General features: G+C 58.2%; 16 protein-coding genes and 1 tRNA gene. 5 read left to right on the forward strand and 12 right to left on the reverse strand.

Features of this window, described 5'->3' with window-relative positions; genetic code table 11:
• Positions 1–260: 260 nt before the first annotated feature.
• Both pgsA and EKD03_RS15055 read right to left on the reverse strand, forming a co-directional pair.
• Positions 261–866: a CDP-diacylglycerol--glycerol-3-phosphate 3-phosphatidyltransferase gene (pgsA, locus tag EKD03_RS15050; RefSeq protein WP_129632612.1), complete on the reverse strand. Its 606-nt coding sequence runs from the start codon at positions 864–866 to the stop codon at positions 261–263.
• Between the two features lie 18 nt (positions 867–884).
• Positions 885–2,363, reverse strand: coding sequence for a hypothetical protein (locus EKD03_RS15055; RefSeq protein WP_129632614.1), 1,479 nt, complete (start codon positions 2,361–2,363; stop codon positions 885–887).
• Positions 2,364–2,556: 193 nt separating this feature from the next.
• Here EKD03_RS15055 and EKD03_RS15060 point away from each other — a divergent pair, with 193 nt between their 5' ends.
• Positions 2,557–3,588, forward strand: a complete 1,032-nt coding sequence (locus EKD03_RS15060; protein WP_129632616.1) for a mechanosensitive ion channel family protein — start codon at positions 2,557–2,559, stop codon at positions 3,586–3,588.
• Entirely contained in the window at positions 3,585–4,757 is a 1,173-nt protein-coding gene (locus EKD03_RS15065) for a zinc ribbon domain-containing protein (RefSeq protein WP_129632619.1), read from the forward strand. The genes EKD03_RS15060 and EKD03_RS15065 overlap by 4 nt, the downstream gene beginning before the upstream one ends.
• A gap of 183 nt (positions 4,758–4,940) precedes the next feature.
• Here EKD03_RS15065 and EKD03_RS15070 read toward each other — a convergent pair whose 3' ends face one another.
• The 8 genes from EKD03_RS15070 to EKD03_RS15105 form a co-directional block, all read right to left on the reverse strand.
• Positions 4,941–7,862, reverse strand: coding sequence for a C1 family peptidase (locus tag EKD03_RS15070; RefSeq protein ID WP_129632622.1), 2,922 nt, complete (start codon positions 7,860–7,862; stop codon positions 4,941–4,943).
• Between the two features lie 122 nt (positions 7,863–7,984).
• On the reverse strand, positions 7,985–8,818 hold the full coding sequence (locus tag EKD03_RS15075) for a purine-nucleoside phosphorylase (RefSeq protein ID WP_174842885.1): 834 nt from the start codon (positions 8,816–8,818) through the stop codon (positions 7,985–7,987).
• 3 nt (positions 8,819–8,821) lie between these two features.
• On the reverse strand, positions 8,822–9,511 hold the full coding sequence (locus EKD03_RS15080; RefSeq protein ID WP_129632625.1) for a PH domain-containing protein: 690 nt from the start codon (positions 9,509–9,511) through the stop codon (positions 8,822–8,824).
• Positions 9,512–9,523: 12 nt separating this feature from the next.
• On the reverse strand, positions 9,524–10,279 hold the full coding sequence (recO, locus tag EKD03_RS15085) for a DNA repair protein RecO (RefSeq protein ID WP_129632628.1): 756 nt from the start codon (positions 10,277–10,279) through the stop codon (positions 9,524–9,526).
• A 292-nt stretch (positions 10,280–10,571) separates the two neighbouring features.
• The gene (locus EKD03_RS15090; RefSeq protein ID WP_129632631.1) at positions 10,572–11,474 is read right to left on the reverse strand and encodes a DUF4349 domain-containing protein; all 903 of its coding nucleotides are present in this window, start codon (positions 11,472–11,474) and stop codon (positions 10,572–10,574) included.
• Positions 11,475–11,596: 122 nt separating this feature from the next.
• Positions 11,597–11,671: transfer RNA gene (locus EKD03_RS15095), tRNA-Asn, on the reverse strand.
• A 97-nt stretch (positions 11,672–11,768) separates the two neighbouring features.
• On the reverse strand, positions 11,769–12,023 hold the full coding sequence (locus tag EKD03_RS15100; RefSeq protein ID WP_129632634.1) for a hypothetical protein: 255 nt from the start codon (positions 12,021–12,023) through the stop codon (positions 11,769–11,771).
• A gap of 228 nt (positions 12,024–12,251) precedes the next feature.
• Positions 12,252–15,071: an ATP-binding protein gene (locus tag EKD03_RS15105; protein WP_129632641.1), complete on the reverse strand. Its 2,820-nt coding sequence runs from the start codon at positions 15,069–15,071 to the stop codon at positions 12,252–12,254.
• A 187-nt stretch (positions 15,072–15,258) separates the two neighbouring features.
• Here EKD03_RS15105 and EKD03_RS15110 point away from each other — a divergent pair, with 187 nt between their 5' ends.
• On the forward strand, positions 15,259–15,894 hold the full coding sequence (locus EKD03_RS15110; protein ID WP_129632645.1) for a WD40/YVTN/BNR-like repeat-containing protein: 636 nt from the start codon (positions 15,259–15,261) through the stop codon (positions 15,892–15,894).
• A gap of 67 nt (positions 15,895–15,961) precedes the next feature.
• On the opposite strand, the gene EKD03_RS15115 is transcribed toward EKD03_RS15110, so the two are convergent.
• On the reverse strand, positions 15,962–17,188 hold the full coding sequence (locus EKD03_RS15115; RefSeq protein WP_129632648.1) for a glycosyltransferase family 4 protein: 1,227 nt from the start codon (positions 17,186–17,188) through the stop codon (positions 15,962–15,964).
• Positions 17,189–17,220: 32 nt separating this feature from the next.
• Positions 17,221–17,760 (reverse strand): hypothetical protein, encoded by a 540-nt coding sequence (locus tag EKD03_RS15120; RefSeq protein ID WP_129632651.1) that lies wholly within the window; start codon positions 17,758–17,760, stop codon positions 17,221–17,223.
• A gap of 193 nt (positions 17,761–17,953) precedes the next feature.
• Between EKD03_RS15120 and groES the strand changes: the two genes are divergently transcribed.
• Both groES and groL read left to right on the forward strand, forming a co-directional pair.
• Positions 17,954–18,256, forward strand: a complete 303-nt coding sequence (gene groES, locus EKD03_RS15125) for a co-chaperone GroES (RefSeq protein WP_129632654.1) — start codon at positions 17,954–17,956, stop codon at positions 18,254–18,256.
• An 83-nt stretch (positions 18,257–18,339) separates the two neighbouring features.
• On the forward strand, positions 18,340–19,983 hold the full coding sequence (gene groL, locus EKD03_RS15130) for a chaperonin GroEL (RefSeq protein ID WP_129632657.1): 1,644 nt from the start codon (positions 18,340–18,342) through the stop codon (positions 19,981–19,983).
• Positions 19,984–20,029 lie beyond the last annotated feature (46 nt).

Consider the following 20,029-nt stretch of genomic DNA (forward strand, 5'->3'; position numbering starts at 1 on the left):
CCGGGTCGTGAAACACCGCAGCGCCGATCCTACTGGCGGAGCATCCGCTGGGAACCTAGGTCCACGCACCCCCACCAAAACAGCAAACCGGCCCGCGACATTCGTCGCGGGCCGGTTTGCTGTTTTGGTGCGTGTAGGGGCGAAGCATCGCCTACCATGGACACCCACCCCCGTGGGGCATCCGCAGGCGATGCTTCGTTCCTACGGGATGTTCCGTAGGTATGTGGCGGCGAAGCCCGCCACACACCACCAACACATTTCTACCGGCTGGGCCGTGGCTCCCAACTGCGCTTCAAGAGCGGCCATGCGTGCCACAGGTACTCGATCCCTGATACCAGCGTCCATGTGACGGCGAGAGCCATGGCGAGCCACCAGAGGCTGAGCAGCCCCACCAGGGGCGGCACTTGCGCGAGGATGCCGCCCGCCTCCGCGTTGGCCGCCAGTAGCCGCCAGATGATCGCGACCACCTGAATGACTAGCTTCTGTTTGCCGAGTTTACCCGCAGAGATGACGGTGCCTTCGGCGGCGGCAAAGGAGCGGAGGCCGGAGATGACAAACTCGCGGATGACGATGATAAAGGCGACCCAACTGGAGATCATGCCTGCCTCAACCATGGGGAGTAGTGCCCCAGCAACAAAGATCTTATCGCTGATGGTGTCGAGGAAGATGCCTAAGGGTGAGACGACGTTCAGTTTGCGGGCGATTTTGCCGTCGGCCATGTCGCTGAGTGCCATGATGAAGAGCAGCAGAATCGCCCAGAGATAGAAACTGGGCCGGTTGGCAAGAATCAGCCACACCAGGAGTGGCGTGGTGATAATCCGAAAGAGACCTAAGAGGTTGGGGAGGCTGCGTACACTGAAGAACATATGGGTGCTGTTCCTGTTCTACTTGAGACCGAAATAGCGGGATTGTGCTCCCGCCTTGGGAGCCGTTGACGCATAGTAGCGCGGTCGGTCGGTGGCGTAGACCACCAGCGCACCCGCTGGGAGGGTGTCACGCAGGATGCTCGCGTTAAGTGCGGGGGCGGCTTCGCGTGGGATGGCGAGGCTGTGGGGGAGCGGCTGGCTTGGATCAAGGGTGTAGCGCCCCAGCGGGCTGCGGAATTCTAGTTCACCGAGATCAAGCTCAAGCGGGTAGGCGGAGTCGCTCATGTTGTAGGCGATGATGCTCAGTGCGCCACCGCTGCCGCCTACCACGGCCAAGCGTAAGCCGGGGCATTGCGCACGATCACATGGGTGCCCGTAGACGGTACCCTGCCGAGGCGTATGCGCGGCCAGCATCTGCCATGCGTAGTAGGCGGGTTTGAGCGCGTAGCCGCTCTCATAGACGCCCCATAGTCCCCATGCGGGCATGTTGCTGGTGTTGTAGATCTGGTCTTGCACGTTCCAGACCAGCAGGGCGGCGAGGCCGTGGTTCATTCCGCTGATGACGAAGATGGGGAGCGAACGCCAGTCGTCATTCTTGTAGCTCAGTTCGCCAAACTCGGTGAGCCAGATCTGTTTGCCACTCGTGGCGGTTGCGTTGACTAAGCGATCTATGGCGGCGGTGAAGCCCGCCTCGAACGGGGCGGCGGCATAGTAGTGGAAGTCGTACACATCCAGCAGTGGGCTGAGGCCAGGGGTATGATGCGCGATCAGCAGTTCTTCCACGAAGCTATCCGGGCCGAAGAGCGCCACCCGGTTCGCGAGACCCACCTCGGCAAGGCGGGTGCGCAGCAGGCTGTAGGGGCGCACCAGACGGCTGGCGTCTATACCCTCCAGTTCGTTGGGGCCACCCACATAGGTGATGTTGCTGAAGTATAGTCCCGATCCATCCATGCCGTAGAGGTGGCGTAGCAGATCAATGATCAGCGTGACCCATTCTTCCTCGTGGGCGGGATCGGGGAAGGCGATGGCCGGTTGGCGTTCGGTATTGCGGTAGGTGGGCGCCTCGGCGGAGAGCCAGGGTGGGAGTGACCAGATCGTGAGCATCACCTGGGTGTTGTTGCGGTAGTGCAGCGCGAGGTTGGCATAGAGCACGTGCATGGCCGGGGTGTCCCAGTCATAACCGTCAGGTGTAGGGGCAAACCAACTCACGTCTATGAACTTGCGCACGAGGGGCATGTCGAGCGTATTCAGGCGAGGATTGACGTAATGTGTGGTGTCATACGCAGGATTGGCCCCCGCCGCCTGGTTCGGCCCACTCCAGAGCAAATTGCTGTCATCTTCGGCCCCCAGGCCAACAAAGGGGCCATTGAGTGTGAGATGGCGCTCGTGATCAACCAGTATCACCGCCGGTAAGGATTGGGCGGCAACTGGCTGAAGCGTGAGGAGGGCGAAGAGAAGGAGGAGCAGGGCCGGGCGCATGACGCGGCGTTGGATCATGGTGATCGCTCCAGTATGCTCGGATTGCGCCAAAATGATACCATGGATCGCTATAATGGTGAGGAAGCAAATTGCTGTTGTGAGGTACCTGTTCACACTTGGGGTAAGAGAAACGTTATTGTTCACGCGAAGGCGCGAAGGTTTTTAACCCCAAGTGTGAATAGGTACGTTGTAAGGAATTGAGCCTGTGGGAATGAGCGCTGATCAGACGAGTATGCTCATTGCGGCAGCGATGGCGCTCGGTGCCATTTTTCTGTTGCTGCTGCTCTTCATCTTCTTACGCCGTTCGCCGCATATCCAGAGCATCGGGACAGCCTATCTGGTTGCCACCAGCATGCTGGGTATGACCATGCTGCTTGATGCGGTGGGCGTGATAGGCCGCACTTGGCCGTATGAGTTCTTGTTGACGATCTTGGTGCTCTTATGGGGTTATGTGATCTTCGATCTGATCGAGGATCTGCTCTTTGAACGTACCTTGCGCCATCAGGGTGTGGCGATACCCCAGTTAGTGCGCGATATTCTGCGTGGGGTCACGCTCTTGGCGCTGCTACTGGTTGCGATCAACCGCTTTTTTGGCGTACCCTTCAGTTCCCTGATTATCTCCTCTACGGTGCTTTCGGCGGTTGTCGGTTTAGCCCTTCAGGATCTGCTCAAGGATGTGGTCGCTGGTATTGCACTTCAGATTGAAAAGCCGTTTGCGCCCGGTGATTGGATCGAGTTTGAAGGCCAGAATACGTGCATTATCGAGATGAATTGGCGTGCTACCCGGGCGGTGAATGCGAATAATACCCATCTGATTGTGCCCAATGCAACGATGGCGGCAGCCAATGTGCGCAATTATTCGATTATTTCGCCGTTGCATGCGATCAATATTGCGATGGTGTTAGCTCCTGAGCATCCGCCGCATGCGGTCAAGGAGGTTTTGCTTACTGCGACCTATGCAGTGGAGCAGGTATTGCGTGATCCGCCAGCAACGGTGCGTTTGAACGGCTATGGCGAGTATAGTTTGACCTATGATGTCCGATTCTGGGTTAGCAACTTCGATCAGGCGATTGAGGTTCGGGATGCGGTGATGACGAGTATCTGGCACCATATTCGCCAGGCCGAGTTCCGTCTGCCCACGCCCCTGCGCGATGTCTATCTACACGATACTGAGGAACGGCTTCAGGCTCAGGTTGCCTTGCGTCAGGGCGATACCCAGGCTGGATCGCCGGAGCGACCATGAGCAACCCACCTGATCATGCCATCCGCTGGCCCCGGTTTTGCCGTCACTGTGGCCAGCCATTACCGCCGGGGCGGCCACGTTTTTGTATCGAGTGTGGCGGGGATGTCACCCCGCATGATCTCCCGCTGCCTGCGGCTACCATGCCCGCGCCTGCGATTGCGCCACCGAGCACACCGGCTTCGCGGCGCAGTGCGCCTACAGTGCGCCTGGGCAATGCTGGGGTCGAGCAGAGTGTGATCGGGGGCACGGTGCGCCTGCCTACCTCCGGGGCGGTGCCGCCGGGCCTATGGGTGCTTGACGAGCCACCCGGTGCGGATGTGGTGTTGGCGATCTATGCGCCGCTGCGGGCGGTGGTGGGGGGCTGGAGTGGCCTCGTTGGTAAGGGCTGGACTCTCGATGGCAGTGAGGATCGCCCCGATGGGCGCGCTATCTTCCGCTTTAGTGCCGAGATTGAATGGTTCCCGGCACGCGGTTGCGGGGCCGGGCTGCGGTTACGGGTCCGCATCGGGGCGGAGTCACGCGGGAAGGAGGGGCGTGAACGGCGCGGTTTCCGCTACATGGCGCACCACGATTCGCCCATGACGCTGCTCGCGGCGCAGTGGTACGCACCGGATGGCCTGCCCATGCCAATGCAACCCGTCCCCCAGATCCAGATCATGGCACCACCTCGGGTTCCCCGGATCTCGGACTATGATGAGCAGGTGGTGACGATGGTGGCCTCTGAAGCCCAGATCTGGGCCAGTAAGAGCCAGGTTGCGGGCCTCTACCGGCTGGCGAGTGCGAGCATCCAGAGCGGGATGAGTAACCCCATGCAGGCGCAAACTCCCGGTGGGCGCGGGATCATTCTGCTGCCGGTGGGGCGCTTGGAGAACCAACTGCGCGGAATCATTCCACAGAGCATCATCGGCTTTGGGCCGGGTGATCGCTTTCGGGTGCGGATGGAACGTCCGTATAGTTGCGATCTGGCGGCGTGGAACCGCCAACTGAAGAAGATTCGGGTTGAGGCGCAGGATCTGGGGATGCCCATGGAGTCTGAACCGGTGGCGGAGTGGTGGTTGGATCGGAATGGCTACGACGGCCTGATCTTGACCAAGGCTCAGTCGCGCTATGCGGCTGAGCGGGCGGTGATTGCGTTTCGGCGTAGCCAGATTGTGCGGATTACAGCGTAGGGGTTCCCCTCGCATCCTGGTTTTGACGCAAAGACGCCAAGGCGCAAAGCCTTTGATAAATGTGGCGTGGTAACTGTTCACACTTCTCCTAGGTTCCAGTTTTTGACGCAAAGACGCAGAGGCGCAAAGCCTGCAACAAAACCTTTGCGTCTTTGCGCCTTGGCGTCAACATGAGGAGCTACATTACAGCGCCAACTTCACGGCTGGATCGCCGAGCAGCGCGTAGTTGCGCGCATCGTTGCGGGCCATCCAGAGCCGCGAGAGGACGGATGGCTCGACCGTGGCCCCGTAGGTGATCGCTTCGAGCTCTTCGGTCAGAGTCATCGAACGCGCACCTTGAATGACATTGAACTGGTCGGTGGCGCTGCCGGCGGGCTTGCCCTGTAACAAGCGCCCTAGCACATCCTGGAAGGGCTGGACTTGGCGGGTGGTTCCGGCCTCAGTTCCGCTGAAGGAGTAGGTCCAGGCGCGTTCCACATGGCCCAACACGGCCAAGGCACCCTTGGTGAGCAGGCGCTGGGGTAGTTGGGCGATGAAGGGGAAGGGCGCGATCACCGGGCGCTTCTTGTTGGCATCGAAGATGAACTCGTCCTGGTGGGGGCAGCCCGCGCCGTAACAAGCAAAGAGGAACGCGATCATACCTTCCACGTTGGCCTTGCTCAGGCCATCGAGATCCTCACCGGCCATCCAGTGATCGCGCTTGATGCTCCCGAAGCCACCAAAATCGGCGGTTACGAGGGCACCCTGGTGCATCACCAGTTTGTTATCGCTGAGGGGCAACCCGATGCCGTGGCTGGCGGTGAAGAGCAACGCCGGGGACTTAGTGGCGGTGAGCAACTTCTCCAGGTTGCTGCGCGTCGCCTGCTCGGCCAGATAGACGGTTTGCGTGACGCCCTTCTCAACCGCGATCTTACTGGTCTTGCTCCAGTCCACAAGCGGCACAATCAATTCATCGGCACTGCGGATGGTGGAGGTATCCTCCTCGTGGCGAGTGCCAAAGAAGGCGATCTCCTTACTGAGCTGTGAGGCGGCATCTTTGCGCTGTTCCCAGGCCACCACACGCTCGGCGTAGGTCTTGTAGTCATCGAGGCGGTGCTGGCCGGTCGCATCGCTAAAGATGAGGCGACCCACACCCCAGAAGATATCGAGTTCATACTGGAAGTTGAGCGGGATAAAGACCTTATCATCGGCATTGATCGGGCCGGGGCGGGCGACAATCATCAGGTAGAAGGGGACACCACGGGTGGGGTCAACTGGCCCCTGGGCGACACCGTGGCGGGCCAGCCACGCATTGACGCGCTCACCGGGGCGCACGAGCAGCACCGGGGGCACCTCGTTGGGCGCAGTGGCGAGCGTCTTCTTGCCGCCATCGCTATGGCGGTTGAGCCACGCGCCACAGTTGGCATCACTGGACTGGAAATCATAGTCGAGCTTGGTGTAGCCCATCTGCTGCATGCGGTGGCGGATGAGCGGCCAGAGATTCTTGAGCACCTCCACGCTCTCTAAGGCATTCACCACCACTGCCCAGCGCGCCTGCTCGACCTTATCCTGATCGGCATCGGCGACGGTACCGAAGTGGCCGCCACTGGCATCAATCTGCTTGTTCTTGTAGAGATTCTTCATCTCATCGGGTTCAGGTTCGAGACCCTGAGCCAGCCGCGCAGCGGTCGCAGCGTCAATTTTGAGCAGCGGTTGGCCGGTATTGCCATCAATCCCGTTGGGGTAGAGTTCTTCGCTGCCTTCACTAGCCCCGGTATTGATAAAGACCAGCGGTGCCTTATAGCCACCCTCTTCGACCGGGGCCGCAGCCTTCGCCGTCGCTGTGACTGGTTCCACCGCAGCATCCTCGGTGGCGTTCTCTGACTCATCAACGCCCAGCAGGGCTTGGAGACGTTCGGCCAGACTATTAACCTGATCGCGGATCATCAACAGATCGGCATAGATCGCCATCATACTATCGCCGCCTTCGGCGGAACTGCCCAGGCGGGCACTGGCGCGCACATTGCTCATCTTCTTACCTCCGGCAGCCTTGGGAGCCTCCTGAACAACCGTCTCGGTCACCACTCCATCAACCACAAACGCGACCATATTCTGGCGTGCGAGTAACAGGTAGGGCATATGGCAATAGCCCGATCCATCGGGGTTATCCTTGGCCCAATCGGTGCCCCAGCTATTGCGGACGATGAAGTAGCCCCCGCCGGGCGCGGTAGCATCGCTACGGTAGCCAACGACGCACATCGCGTGGCCACCCGCCTGGCGTTCACCGGGGAGCGGGAAGCGCAGGCGACCGAGCAGGGTGCCCTGGGTCGAACCGCTCCAATGTTCATAGATCGGCATGCCGATCATGACGGGCTTGCCCTGGGCAAGTTGGGCTTGGATCTGGGCCACGCCCGCGCTACCCTTGGCGGGGATCTGGGTGAAACCGGTAATGCGGCGGCGGCGCGCCTCGGTATAGGCCGGTTCAGGTGGCTTGGGGCCACCGGGTTGGCTGTTATCCGGCTCAGCATGGTAGGGCCAGGTGGTTTCGGTACAGATACCTTCACTCTGGAGCAACTGGACGGCCAGCGCCGGATTGGTGCCCACATCGCCGGGGATACCGTCCTTCTCTTTGCAGAGGTAGTAGAGGAACTGCTCCGAGAGATCGGTGGGGTCATCACCGAGAATCTGCATGATCGAGGCCAGACTGAAGGCCACACAGGTATTGCGTTTGCCCTGATGGTGTGGGGGCGAGATACTCTTCTGCTTGGTGAGCGGTTCAACCGCATCGGGCAGATCAACCACCGTCGCAAAGGAACTGGCCTCCACATCGGTAAGGCCATCCATCAGCAGACCCGCCCCGACCTCAATATCGGCGGGGATGGAGAAGGGGGTATCGGCGGGCAGTGTCGCCCGCACCGTATCAGCGAGCGCCTTGACCTGAGCCTCGTCCATGCCCAGGGCTACGGCGAGCGCCTTGCGTCCACTTCCATACTGGTGGTTACTGGAGCGGACAACACTATGAAACTCTTCGGCGGACGTGATCCAGAACTGGTCGGCCAGCTTTTTGCAGAGCGCTTCATCGAACCCGGCAATCGTATTGAGCGGCGTGAGCGTGTGCTCGGACATGTCCCCTCCTTCAGCATCCCGGTTCTGACGCAAAGACGCCAAGACGCAAAGCCTTCAAGATATGCCCCCATTAAAACCTTTGCGTCCTTGCGCCTTTGCGTCAACGAAAGGCTTTGTTTCACCTAGAGATGATCGAGAATGCCCCGAATCAGGGCAGAAAAGCGTGGTTTCGCGGCTTCGCCGGCCGCCAGAACCTCGGCGTGGTTGGCAGGTGTACCATCGGGCAGGGCCAAGTTGGTGATCAGTGAGAAACCGAGCACCTGCATCCCGCCATGGACCGCCACAATCACTTCGGGAGCGGTGGACATACCGACGGCATCGGCCCCCCAGCCTTGCAACATCCGGAGTTCCGCCGCGCTCTCGAAGGCCGGGCCGGAGAGCATACAATAGACCCCTTCGCGCAGGGGTGTTCCTTGGCTCGCGGCCACTGCCTGCGCGATGGGCACCAGATCATTATCGAAGGCTCCGACCATGGCGGGGAAGCGCGGACCGAGGCGATCATCATTGGAACCGCGTAAGGGGTGGTGCCCGGCCAGACCCGGCAGAAAGATCTGGTCGCGGATGCGCATAATATCGCCGACCTGCCACTCAGGGCGCAGCCCCCCGGCCGCATTGGTGATGATCAGCGTCGTGCAGCCGATAGCCTGGAGTACCCGTACCGGGAAGGCCACCTGCTGCATCGAATAGCCCTCATAAAAGTGGAAACGCCCGCGCAAGGTAGCGACGGGCTGACCGGCGAGCAGGCCAATTGCCAGTTCGCCACGGTGGCCGGGCACCTTGGGGGCGTGGAAACCAGGGATGCTGGAGTAGGGAATGACCACCGCCTCATCGAGGTCATCGGCCAAGGCACCCAACCCCGAACCAAGGATCAGACCGACCCGTGGTGTGACGCGCATCTGGCCTACGATCATGTCACGCGCTTGGGTGATCAGATCGTAGATCGATCCTTCTTGCATAATTTAGATCCTACTGAGCAACTCGCGCTTCTTTGATTCAAACTCCTCAGGCGAAAGGATACCACGTTCACGCAGCATCGCCAACTCTTCAAGCATCCCCTGGATCTCGCCAGGTGCTGACGCACGTGGTTGGGCTGCGGGGTAATTCTGGGGATCGAGGTAGCCATAGCCACGCTCATGGTTATGTTTGGCGTCCAACATCGCCTTCTTAAACTCAAGCGGATCTTCAATCCGATCCATAACATTCACGCCATCATCGGAGGCGGTAAGGATTTCGACCGTACCAAAGTTCATCATCCGCCCGATCAGGCTTTGGCGCAGTTCAACATCGTTGATCTTCTCCAACGATGAATCGATCACGCGCTTATTGATGATACCACGTACCTGGATCACGCGGCGGTCGGTAATCACATACTGCTCAGTATTCCAGCGCAGATAATCAATAAAGCCACTGATCATCACAATAATACTGATCGAGACACACATCAACAGAATAAGGCTGCTGGGGGTGAGGCTTCCAACAATCGGGGTCAGGTTATCCTTAAAGGCCCAATTGGAGGTGACCCCTGCGGCGACCAAGAGCGCAATCAGCGACAATTCGGCCAAAATATTGGCAATAAGGACAAAGAGGTGTTGTCGGGCGATGTACAGGATCTGCTCTCCACGTCCGAGCAGTTGGTCGAGATAGGCCATAACAAGACTCCTTTATTCGCCACGCATCACATCATGCAGGAACGCGACTGACTTCAGATCACGTTCAAGTATATGCCGCAGGTAGGCATGTAAGAGGGTTTCGACCTCGGTGCGCACCGTTGCGGAGAGGTGCAGGTGTTCAATGCTACTCATAGGTTGGGTTTGCAGGTAGCGTAAGAGACGAAAGGCAGGGCCACCCATCGGCAAGGCGCGTGGATCGGATCGTTGATCATTGGGACAGAGCACCCCACCCACAACAGGGCTAAAGCGATTGGCCTCTTCGGTGAGCAACGTGCCACACTGGGCACAGTGGTGCAGATGTGGGCGGTAGCCCGCGATCTGGAGTAGGCGTAATTCAAAAGAACGTAACACCAAATCTGGATTGATACTCAGATCAAGTGCTGCGAACGTCTCGATAAGCAGTTGGAAGATGAGGCGACTCTCTTCACCCTCCTCGGTCAAGGTATCATAGAGATCGGCGACATAATAGGCACAACTAAGGCGAGTAATATCGCTGCGCAGTGCTGTAAAGGGATTCACCGCTTGGCTTTGGGTCATGATATCAAGATTACGCCCCACCGCCAGCAAGAGACTAACGTGGGTAAAGAGTTCGATATGCCCAGCGAGGCGACTGGTTGTTTTGCGCACGCCTTTTGCAACCACCCGCACCTTGCCATTGGGGGTTGCTATCAGGAGCAAGCGATCAGCTTCGGCCATATCGCTACGGCGAAGGATCAGCGCCTCAGTTCGATAAACGCGCTCACGCATACCATTTTTTGTATCGTTCGATCATATTTGGGGGGGATGGTACCCAAAAACCCACAGTTGGGGCTGCGTCCCAGATATTCTTGTTTCGCTCATTGTGGCGGCGAAGCCGCCACAATGAGCGAAACAAAGAGTTCTTCGTGGGAGGCTTAACTTCATACGCATGGGAGGGTATCACCGTCTCGGAAGATCATAGCACCAAAAAATTATGGCAATGACCCTATTATAGCCATTGCCATAGGCATAATCAAGCCGGGGGAATGTGGGGTTAGCTAAGGAGTGCCTAAGAGACCGCTTATGTTGTTGGTGCCTTACGGCGCAGTTTACGCCAGCCCCAGCGACCCAACCAGAGCAGCGGTAACCAGACTGGTGTCCAGATGAGTAGGACAATCCCGAGTTCGAGCAACCCCTGGCCAAAACCGACGAGATCGGCGAGGGCTTGGCGGGCGATGCGCAGGGGTTGCCAGCCATCTTCGGGCACAATCACCGGCTGGGGCGGCACGGGGCGCAGGTCTACACTGATGGTCGCCATGGCCACGCTATCCTTGAGGTACTTCATGCGACCCTGGATGACCTCAATCTGGCCTTGGACATCGGTGAGGGCGGCATTGACCTGGATGGCATCTTCAACATCGGTGGCTTGGTTGAGCAGATCGAGCAGGCGGTCGCGGGTGGCTTCGAGGTTGCGCAGGCGCGATTCGAGATCGACAAACTCTTCGGTGACATCTTCGCCGCCGAGGCTGCGCGAGAGGATTTTAGTGGCGAGTCCTTCCACATCGCTAATGATGGCGCTGTATTGGGCTGTGGGAACACGCACAGTGATCGAGGCGGTCTGGTATTCGCCACTGCCACTAGTTTGGACACTGACCACATAGCCACCAAGTTGCTCCACCCGCGCACGGATACTCGTCTCAGCATCACTAACCTTCGGCACTTCAATCGAGAGATAGGCGGTCTTGATCACCATACGTTGGCTGGCGGGCTGATCGGAGGCATTCGGTTGGCGCGCCGCCGCGTCCTCTTCGGCATAGGATTCAAGCGCGGCAGGCGCACCGGGAGCGACACCACCCGTATTGGTCATGGTATCTGCCGCGACGGTAGCCATAGGGAGTGGGGCTTCAGCGCTTTGTGTGCCGCCACACGCCGTGAGGAGCAGGGTGGCGAGAAGGGCGAGGGTCAGGAGTTTGAGGGTACGCATGGTCGTTCTCCGGGCTAGAGGATTTCTATATAGAGAACGCTGGGGGCGGGGGGAATGTTCCAGCTTCGCATGAGGCATGACAAAAGCTCAGGGGCTTGACGCCACCTGAGCCTTTGGAAGATTGGCTCCCCGACGTGGATTCGAACCACGAACCCTCTGATTAACAGTCAGATGCTCTACCGTTGAGCTATCGGGGATTATGTTTCCTGCGCAACGCGGCGCAGTATAGCATAGACTCGCGGATCGTGCAAATTTGGCGTGGCGGCGCGGCATGACCGCGATCCCACGCCACTTCTATGATCCGTTATCCAGTTCGGCGCGAATGGCTGCCGCAGCGATGCGTAGTTGGCGGCTGCGATCTTCAAGCGTGTTGGCCATCAGACGGGCCGCCGAGAGTTGGGCGGCGCGGGCAGCGGCAGTAGCCCCGGCGGGTACCTGCTCGGTTTCAAGCCGACGTACCGCTTGGTGGGCGCGCTCAATGCGTGGTTTGAGGGCGTTGATGCGGGTCGTAAGCTTCTCAAGACGGCTGATATAGTAGGACGTATCCATAGAAAAGCATTTCTCCAAAAGATAACCCCACCACATTCGCCGTGATGGGGCCGGGATTGTAGCGCCGACGGTGTGACTTCTGCGCCGCCCTCTTTCTGTGGTCAGTATACCATATGCCAGCAACTCATCAGCGCCTTTAGAGAAATCCTACCTGGGAGCGAGGGCGTCTTGCCCATGTTGCCATGGTTCATGGAATGATGCCCTCGCTCCCAAATTCTCCAGCGGTATCTAGGGGGCGGCGGGTATCTGTTTGGCTAGGCTTTCGGCTACCTTTGCGATCAATATCCCAGGTGTGAAGGGCTTCTGGAGGAAGAGATTCTCACTCCTGATGGTGTCAGTTATGGTAAAGGCTTCCTCGTTATAGCCCGACATCAGGAGGATACTGATATGCGGATGACTCAGACGGATTCGTTCGGCAAGTTGAATTCCGTTGATCCCGCCTGGCATAATGATGTCGGTCAGGAGTAGGTCAATGCGATCCTGGTATTCGGCACAAACGCGGAGTGCTGCGGTGCCGTTCGCTGCCGTGATGACCTTCAGGCCATGACTGCGGAGGATCTGTTCGGTTAATTGGCGCACCCGTTCATCATCTTCAACCAATAACACGACAGCGTTGAGGTAGGTAATCTGATGCGGTGATACAGGTGATATTCGTTGTGGATGTTCGTGGACAACTGGTATGTAGACGGAGAAACAGGTACCCTGACCGAGTACGCTCTGAAAGCGAATGATTCCACCACTCTGTTGCACAATACCATGAACGGTCGCAAGGCCCAACCCGGTGCCTTTGCCACGCGGTTTGGTGGTAAAAAATGGCTCGAAGATGTGCTCACGGATATGCGCATCAATCCCGCTGCCCGTGTCGCTGATGCTTAAGAGGACGTAATTGCCCGTGGGGAGATCATGATCAAATTCAACTTCGATATGGACATTTTCGGTGATGATCGCAAGTTCGCCGCCCTGTGGCATCGCGTCACGGGCATTGATACAGAGATTGAGGATCACTTGCTCGATTTGGCTGGGGTCAGCACGAATGGTGTTGAGGTTGGGGTCTAGTTGGGTATGTAGATTGATATCCTCACCGATCAGACGGCGCAGCATCTTTTCGATGGGAATAATGATCTCGTTTAGGTTGATTTGGATCGGTTGAAGGATCTGACGACGGCTGAAGGCGAGGAGTTGACGGGTAAGTGCTGAGGCGCGCATACCAGCTTGGTAGATCTGATCGAGTCCTTGCCGGATATCGGGTTTGAGATCCGGCTCGTGCATGATCAGGTCACATTCACCCATGATTACCGTAAGAATATTGTTGAAGTCGTGAGAGACTCCACCTGCGAGCCGCCCTACCGCTTCCATCTTCTGGGCCTGTCGTAACTGATCTTCGGCGCGTAGGCGTTCGGCGAGTTCAGTACGGATGGCTTCGTAGAGGCGTGCATTCTCAAGCGCAATCGCGGCTTGGGCGGCAAATGCGTTGGCGATACGTGCATGTTCGGGGCTGTAGAAGTTTGGTTCGTATTTATCAATAGTGATCATTCCGATCAGTCGTTCACCAAAGATCAGCGGCACCCCCATCCAACTCCGGATCGGATCGTTGCGGTAAGGCTCCTCGTTGAAGCAACTATATGCTTGGGGGGCATCATCGAGAATGACCGTTGCTTGCCGACGGGCGACCTCGGCATTTGGCCCTGGCCCATGGAGTGGGAAGGTCTCCCCGATCAACTCTTCGAGCTTGGCCAATCCGTATGCCCCGATGATCTCGACGTGATCGTCACGCACCAATTGGACGGTTGAGCTGTCGTAGGGCACAACGGCGCGCAGTTCCTGGAGAATGCGGTTGAGGAGTTGGTGCAGATCGAGGGTGGAATTGAGCGCAATGGCGGTGCGATAGAGCGTCTCGGCCTCGCGGCGGCGCATGTCTGCGTTCTCGATAGATGTGCGGAGGCGCGTAACAGTATGATCGAGGGTGTCGGCTAAGGCACCGATCTCATCGTGGCTAGTGGTCGTAATCGGGGTTTGGAGGTCGCCCGACCCGACCCGTTCAGCAGCCATTGCTAAGGCGCGCATCGGGCGCACAATACTGCGGGTGAGCAGGTAACTGATCACAAGCCCGACGATGAGGAGGACGATGGTTAAGATGACATTGACGAGAATTGATTGTCGAATAGGGGCAAGTATCTGTTCAACTGGACGATCATAGATCACAATCCATGCGCTACTCCGTTGATCGGGAAACCGTAGTGTCGCGTAGTTACTAAACATATTGCGGTAATCAGGCGGGTCAATCAAGGTTCCTTGGTATTGATTGAGGATTTCAATCCCGCTTTGTGGGCGATCATCGCGCAGATTGCCTTCACCACCGAGGATGTAGTTGCCATTTTGATCCGTGATGAAGGTCTGCGTACCTTGTTCGGGTTCAATAAGCAGGTTGAATATCGATTCTGCTGAAGTATCAAGGATGATCTGGCCAATGTTTGTTCCCGATTGGGCATAGATAGCCGAACTAAAACGGACGATTGGCCCCATTTCACTCTGATTTGTATTGGGTATCGGTTGAGTAAATGTCCAGCTATAGATATGTGGAATATCGCGCACTTGGCTCAGATCACTTGGTGGTAACGCTTCGGCGGCTGGGAGGTAGCTTGTGTTGGGAATGAGGGTTGCTTGCCCATCCTGTATTCCCACACAGAGGCGGTAGGCACCGACATGATCAACGACACATACTCCCTGATAGCGCGATCCAGAACGGGACAAGAGGCGCATGAAGCGCTGGGTAATCTCGTCCCCCCGGTTGTTATTGGTCATAAAGGTGGCTATTGCCGGATCGCGGGTAAGAAAGAGGAGATCGTTACGGATCTCATTGAGTAACCCCTGGGTGACAGCAATACGCGCATTGGTGAGATTGCGTTGCTCATCACGGGTATAGGAGAGCAGCATCTCGCTGGCACTATATTGGGTATATGCCGAGACAAGCGTTAGGGCTACGAGCAGCACTGCGCTAAATCCAAGCATGAGTTTGTATTGCAGCCGAGACTTGATCCGTGCCAACATGATCTAGTATTGCTCCAACAGGGAAGGACGAAGGATGATATGTTTAAGTTTAGTATACGTTGAGATGCCTTCTCTCTACAAGCAGCTTCATGCAGATCCCTAATCATTGACGACGGGCCATTGAGAGTGCTATGCTACCCTCGCGCTCATCGCCCAATACATACAAGAACGACAAACAGGAGTATCTATGGCGAAGGCAGGGATCGTCTATGTCGGTACTGATGATGGCCTGGTAACCTACAGTGATCCTGGATTGACCGGGCGCTGGCGGCGGATCGGGCATACGCTGGTGGAGCGGACTGTTCATGGCATTATTGCTGCGGATGGTGATGATGCAGCGTTGGTGGTGATTGTGAGTTTGGATGCGGGTGAAGCGCTGATCAGTTTGGATGCGGCTCAGACATGGGGGCCAGCACCTGACGCAGAGGCTGAGGCTCTGCAAGCTTTACGCCAGACATCGCGTCCGTTGATTGCAACTGCCCAGGGTATGGCGCAATGGACAGGTTCACATCCGCCTGCTCCGGGTGCTCGGGCGTTGGCGATGTTGGCAGGCAAACAGGAGACGTTATTGGCGGCGATTGCGGAGGGAACACAGTTGTTGCGTAGCGATGATGGTGGGGCGCATTGGCACCCCGTTCAGTTGGCAACACCGCTTCAGGGAGCGATCACGGTCTTTGCGCCTTCTAGTTATCATATGGACACCTGCTGGGCTGGTACTGATGCAGGGCAGATCCTGCGCTCTGATGATCGCGGCCAGTCGTGGGTAGAAGTGGCGCAGGAATCCAAGTCGATCCACGCGATGGTGGTGATGCAGATTCGCTGAGGGCATAACAGTTCATATTGCGCCAAGCATTCCGATCTGGACGCAAAGACGCAGAGGCGCAAAGATATTAAGAGTATGCGCAATCGCACCCTTTGTGTCTTCGCGCCATTGCCTGCTGGTAGATCGTCTCGATCTGACACGCAGCTTGTTCCCATGAGAAATCGCTGACGGCGCGAGCGCGGCCTTGCGTGGCGAGGTGGTACGCCAACTCGCGATCTTCGAGGGCAAGTTCGAGCTTTGCGGCGAGGTCTTCGGCGCTGCCCAACTGGGCATAAATACCACAATCGCCGAGGATCTCGCGGCTCACTGGAGTCTCGAAGGCAACCACTGGTAGTCCCATCGCCATATAGTTACTGATCTTACCATTGCCTTCGGTGAGGCTCATCTTGGGTGCCACGGCCACATCGCCAAGGGCGAGGTAGCTATGGAGATCGCGGTAGATGATGCGACCGGGAAGGGTGACATGATCACCCACCCCCAGCGAGGCGGCGTAGGTGCGGTAGCTATGTGGGTCGGGGTGGCCCATAATCAGGAAGTGGACATCGGGGCGGCGGCGCACGAGAAGGGCGGCCGCTTCGATGAGGACGTTGGTGCCCTGGTAGGGGGCGAGTAGCCCGATGTAGGTGATGACATGCCGCCCCGCTGGGATACCGAGTTGGGCGCGGAGTTCCATGCGCTGGGCTTGCCACGCCGGTGATCGATCATAGGGGCGGAAGCGGTCGGTATCCACACTATCGGTCACAGCATAGATGCGTTCGTGGGGCACAATACCCGCCTGGCGCAGTTGATTGGCCGCGTTGTGGGTACTGGTCATGATCGCATCGGCCTTACGGTTGATCAAATGTTCGATCTCGACGAGGAGGCGGTAGAGCGGGTTCTGCTTACGCACAAAGCCGTGGTCGAGCATTTCGCTGGTCATGCTGCCCTGATAATCGAGGATCAGCGGGGCATGGAAGAGTGTGCGCAGGGGCAACCCAATTGCGGCGGCCTCGTGGGTGTGGGCGTGGATGATCGTCGGGCGTTCCTTGAGCGCAACGCGCAGAGCGCGCCAACTGAGGCCCACATCCAGGTAGAGTTTGTGGCGCGACGAACCCACCACGGCACGCTTGATCCATGGCACATCCCAGGAGCGCCGGATGTCCAGACCGGGCATATTATCGCCATTGTGGTAGGTGGCGAGGATGAGCCGGTGGCCGCGTTTTTGCAGTGCCCGCGATTCTTCCCAGATGCGTACATGGTTACCATAATCGGAGAAGAAGCTGGTGGAGGCCAGCATCAGAATAGTATGTTTCATACATCACACGGCACAAGATCAGCCTGTGGCGTCTACTTCTCAAACGCGAGGTGGACGACTACTCCCAATGCCACCGGGAGATCACCGGCGACGACCCGCGCATAGTCGTAGTCGTCGTAGGGCAGGCTAAACTTCGCGATGAACTCTTCGGGAGTATGTTCAGGGTTAAAGACGAAGAAGATGCTACCATACTCACCATAGTAGGGCACCTTGACTTCGCTATACTGTTCGTCTATCGTCTCGGCAGCGTTGTAGACCCCATAGGCCCACGAGACCCCATTGCCGCTCACCTCGATCCAGATTGCCCGCTCGCCCAGGTTGGCGGCGATCTGTTGCGCTAAGGCGCGTTCGGCAAAATAGCCCGGATCTTCCCAGATCACCACCCAGTCGGCGACCATCGGCATCACCAGAAAGTGGCGTATCCGCTTGGCCGGGATCATGATGCGCGGGTCGAGATCGGTGGGGGCACGATCAACATGGGCGAAGCCACGCGCAACCATCTGCCGTATCAGTTCGTTGACGACGGCATGGTGATCAGGGTGCTCAACATAGATGGCGCCACTATTGTTCATCGTGGCTATTGTACGTCAGCCCCCCAGAGGATGCAAACCCATGTCAATTGGCACTCTTTTCTCATGAGTGCTAAAATGGCTCTTGACAAAACCCCATCCCTTGAGTACTATAGTGAGCGGTTAGCACTCCTTTCTGTAGAGTGCTAACGAATTTCTCAGAGAGTTACCTGTCTTGAATGGAGGAATAGCAGCTATGGCGGATTTCCGTATTCGGCCGCTCGGTGATCGTGTTGTGCTCAAGCCGGCTGAGCGCGAAGAGAAGACCCGGAGTGGTATCTTCCTGCCCGACACGGCCAGCAAGGAGCGCCCCATGGAGGGCACCATCGTCGCTGCCGGTGAGGGTCGCCGCGATGAGAGCGGGAAGCTCATCCCCATGTTGGTTCAGGCTGGCGACAAGGTCATCTTCGCCAAGTACAGTGGCACCGAAGTCAAGATTGACGATGTCGAGTACCTGATCTTGGCCGAGAAGGATATTCTGGGCATCATTCAGGACTAAACCAGGTGTAGCACCATAATTGTTGGTGCGCCCTGTTGATAGTATCCCTTCCTACGAAAGTTATTTGGAGGATAGATAGCTCTATGGCTAAGCAGATCTGTTTCAACGAAGAGGCCCGTCGTTCGCTCAAGCGCGGCGTAGATATGGTCGCCGATGCAGTAAAGACCACCCTTGGCCCGCGTGGTCGCAACGTGGCGATTGACAAGAAGTTCGGATCGCCCACGGTGACCCACGACGGCGTTACCGTCGCCAAGGAGATCGAGCTTCAGGACCCCTTCGAGAACATGGGTGCCCAGTTGCTCAAGGAGGCCGCCACCAAGACCAACGATGTCGCCGGTGATGGTACCACCACCGCGACCGTATTGGCCCAGGCGATTGTCACCGAGGGTCTCAAGGTGGTTGCCGCTGGTGCTAACGCGATGCTGCTCAAGCGTGGCCTCGACCGTGGCGCTGAGGCGCTCGTCGCTGCCATTCGTGCCAGCGCCACCCCCGTGCGCGACCGCGCCGACATTGCTCACGTCGCCACCAACTCGGCTGCTGACAGCGAGATTGGTGAGCTGATCGCTGAGGTGATGGAGAAGGTCGGTAAGGACGGCGTCATCACGGTTGAGGAGTCCAAGGGTGTGGCCTTCGAGAAGGAGTACACCGAGGGCATGCAGATTGATCGTGGCTACATCTCCGGCTACATGGTCACCAATGTTGACCGCCAGGAGTCTGAGCTGGACGATCCAATGATCCTGATCACCGACAAGAAGATCAGCAGCATCCAGGAGATCCTGCCGGTGCTGGAGAAGGTGCTTCAGGTCACCAAGAACTTTGTGATCGTGGCTGAGGATGTTGATGGTGAGGCGCTGGCGACCCTGGTGGTCAACAAGCTGCGCGGCACGATCAATGTGCTGGCCGTCAAGGCTCCCGGCTTCGGCGACCGCCGCAAGGCGATGTTGCAGGATATCGCTATCCTGACTGGCGGCACCGTGATATCCGAGGAGATTGGCCGCAAGCTCGACAGCGCGACCATCGAGGATCTGGGCCGTGCCCGCAAGGTTGTCTCGACCAAGGACGACACCACCTTTGTTGAGGGCAAGGGCGATGAGGCGGCTATCCACGCCCGCATCGATCAGATCCGTGCTCAGATCGAGACGACCACCAGCGACTTCGACCGCGAGAAGCTCCAGGAGCGCCTGGCCAAGCTGGCCGGTGGCGTGGCGGTGATCAAGGTCGGCGCGGCCACCGAGCCGGAGCTGAAGGAGAAGAAGCACCGCGTGGAGGACGCCCTGAGCGCCACCCGTGCCGCCGTCGAGGAGGGCATCGTCCCCGGTGGTGGTGTGAGCTTGGTCAACGCCATCAGCGCGCTGGACAACGTCAAGGTTGCTCACGAGGACGAGAAGGTTGGTCTGACCATCCTGCGCCGCGCCCTTGAGGAGCCGCTACGCATCCTGGCCCGCAACGCGGGCGAGGAGGGCTCGGTCATCATCGCGACGGTTCGCCGTATGCAGGCCGAGAGCGGCGACAACACCCTGGGCTACAACGTGCTGACCGGCGAGTACGGCAGCATGATCGAGCAGGGCATCATTGACCCGGTCAAGGTGACGCGCAGCGCGGTACAGAACGCCGTTTCGATTGCCGGGATGATCCTGACCACCGAGGCGCTGATCACCGACCTGCCAGAGGAGAAGTCGGGTGCCCCGGCGATGCCGGGCGGCGGCATGGGCGGGATGGACTTCTAGTTCTTCTGCGTTCATTCCTGCACCCCTCGTTCCCCTTGTGGGAGCG

Origin of the sequence: Candidatus Oscillochloris fontis, from assembly GCF_004138135.1 — a bacterium.
GTDB classification, from domain to species: domain Bacteria; phylum Chloroflexota; class Chloroflexia; order Chloroflexales; family Chloroflexaceae; genus Oscillochloris; species Oscillochloris fontis.

Coding starts and splice junctions, on each gene's coding strand:
- pgsA (WP_129632612.1), bottom strand. CDS start 866: ATGTTCTTCAGTGTACGCAGCCTCCCCAACCTCTTAGGTCTCTTTCGG.
- EKD03_RS15055 (WP_129632614.1), bottom strand. CDS start 2,363: ATGATCCAACGCCGCGTCATGCGCCCGGCCCTGCTCCTCCTTCTCTTC.
- EKD03_RS15060 (WP_129632616.1), top strand. CDS start 2,557: ATGAGCGCTGATCAGACGAGTATGCTCATTGCGGCAGCGATGGCGCTC.
- EKD03_RS15065 (WP_129632619.1), top strand. CDS start 3,585: ATGAGCAACCCACCTGATCATGCCATCCGCTGGCCCCGGTTTTGCCGT.
- EKD03_RS15070 (WP_129632622.1), bottom strand. CDS start 7,862: ATGTCCGAGCACACGCTCACGCCGCTCAATACGATTGCCGGGTTCGAT.
- EKD03_RS15075 (WP_174842885.1), bottom strand. CDS start 8,818: ATGCAAGAAGGATCGATCTACGATCTGATCACCCAAGCGCGTGACATG.
- EKD03_RS15080 (WP_129632625.1), bottom strand. CDS start 9,511: ATGGCCTATCTCGACCAACTGCTCGGACGTGGAGAGCAGATCCTGTAC.
- recO (WP_129632628.1), bottom strand. CDS start 10,279: ATGCGTGAGCGCGTTTATCGAACTGAGGCGCTGATCCTTCGCCGTAGC.
- EKD03_RS15090 (WP_129632631.1), bottom strand. CDS start 11,474: ATGCGTACCCTCAAACTCCTGACCCTCGCCCTTCTCGCCACCCTGCTC.
- EKD03_RS15100 (WP_129632634.1), bottom strand. CDS start 12,023: ATGGATACGTCCTACTATATCAGCCGTCTTGAGAAGCTTACGACCCGC.
- EKD03_RS15105 (WP_129632641.1), bottom strand. CDS start 15,071: ATGTTGGCACGGATCAAGTCTCGGCTGCAATACAAACTCATGCTTGGA.
- EKD03_RS15110 (WP_129632645.1), top strand. CDS start 15,259: ATGGCGAAGGCAGGGATCGTCTATGTCGGTACTGATGATGGCCTGGTA.
- EKD03_RS15115 (WP_129632648.1), bottom strand. CDS start 17,188: ATGAAACATACTATTCTGATGCTGGCCTCCACCAGCTTCTTCTCCGAT.
- EKD03_RS15120 (WP_129632651.1), bottom strand. CDS start 17,760: ATGAACAATAGTGGCGCCATCTATGTTGAGCACCCTGATCACCATGCC.
- groES (WP_129632654.1), top strand. CDS start 17,954: ATGGCGGATTTCCGTATTCGGCCGCTCGGTGATCGTGTTGTGCTCAAG.
- groL (WP_129632657.1), top strand. CDS start 18,340: ATGGCTAAGCAGATCTGTTTCAACGAAGAGGCCCGTCGTTCGCTCAAG.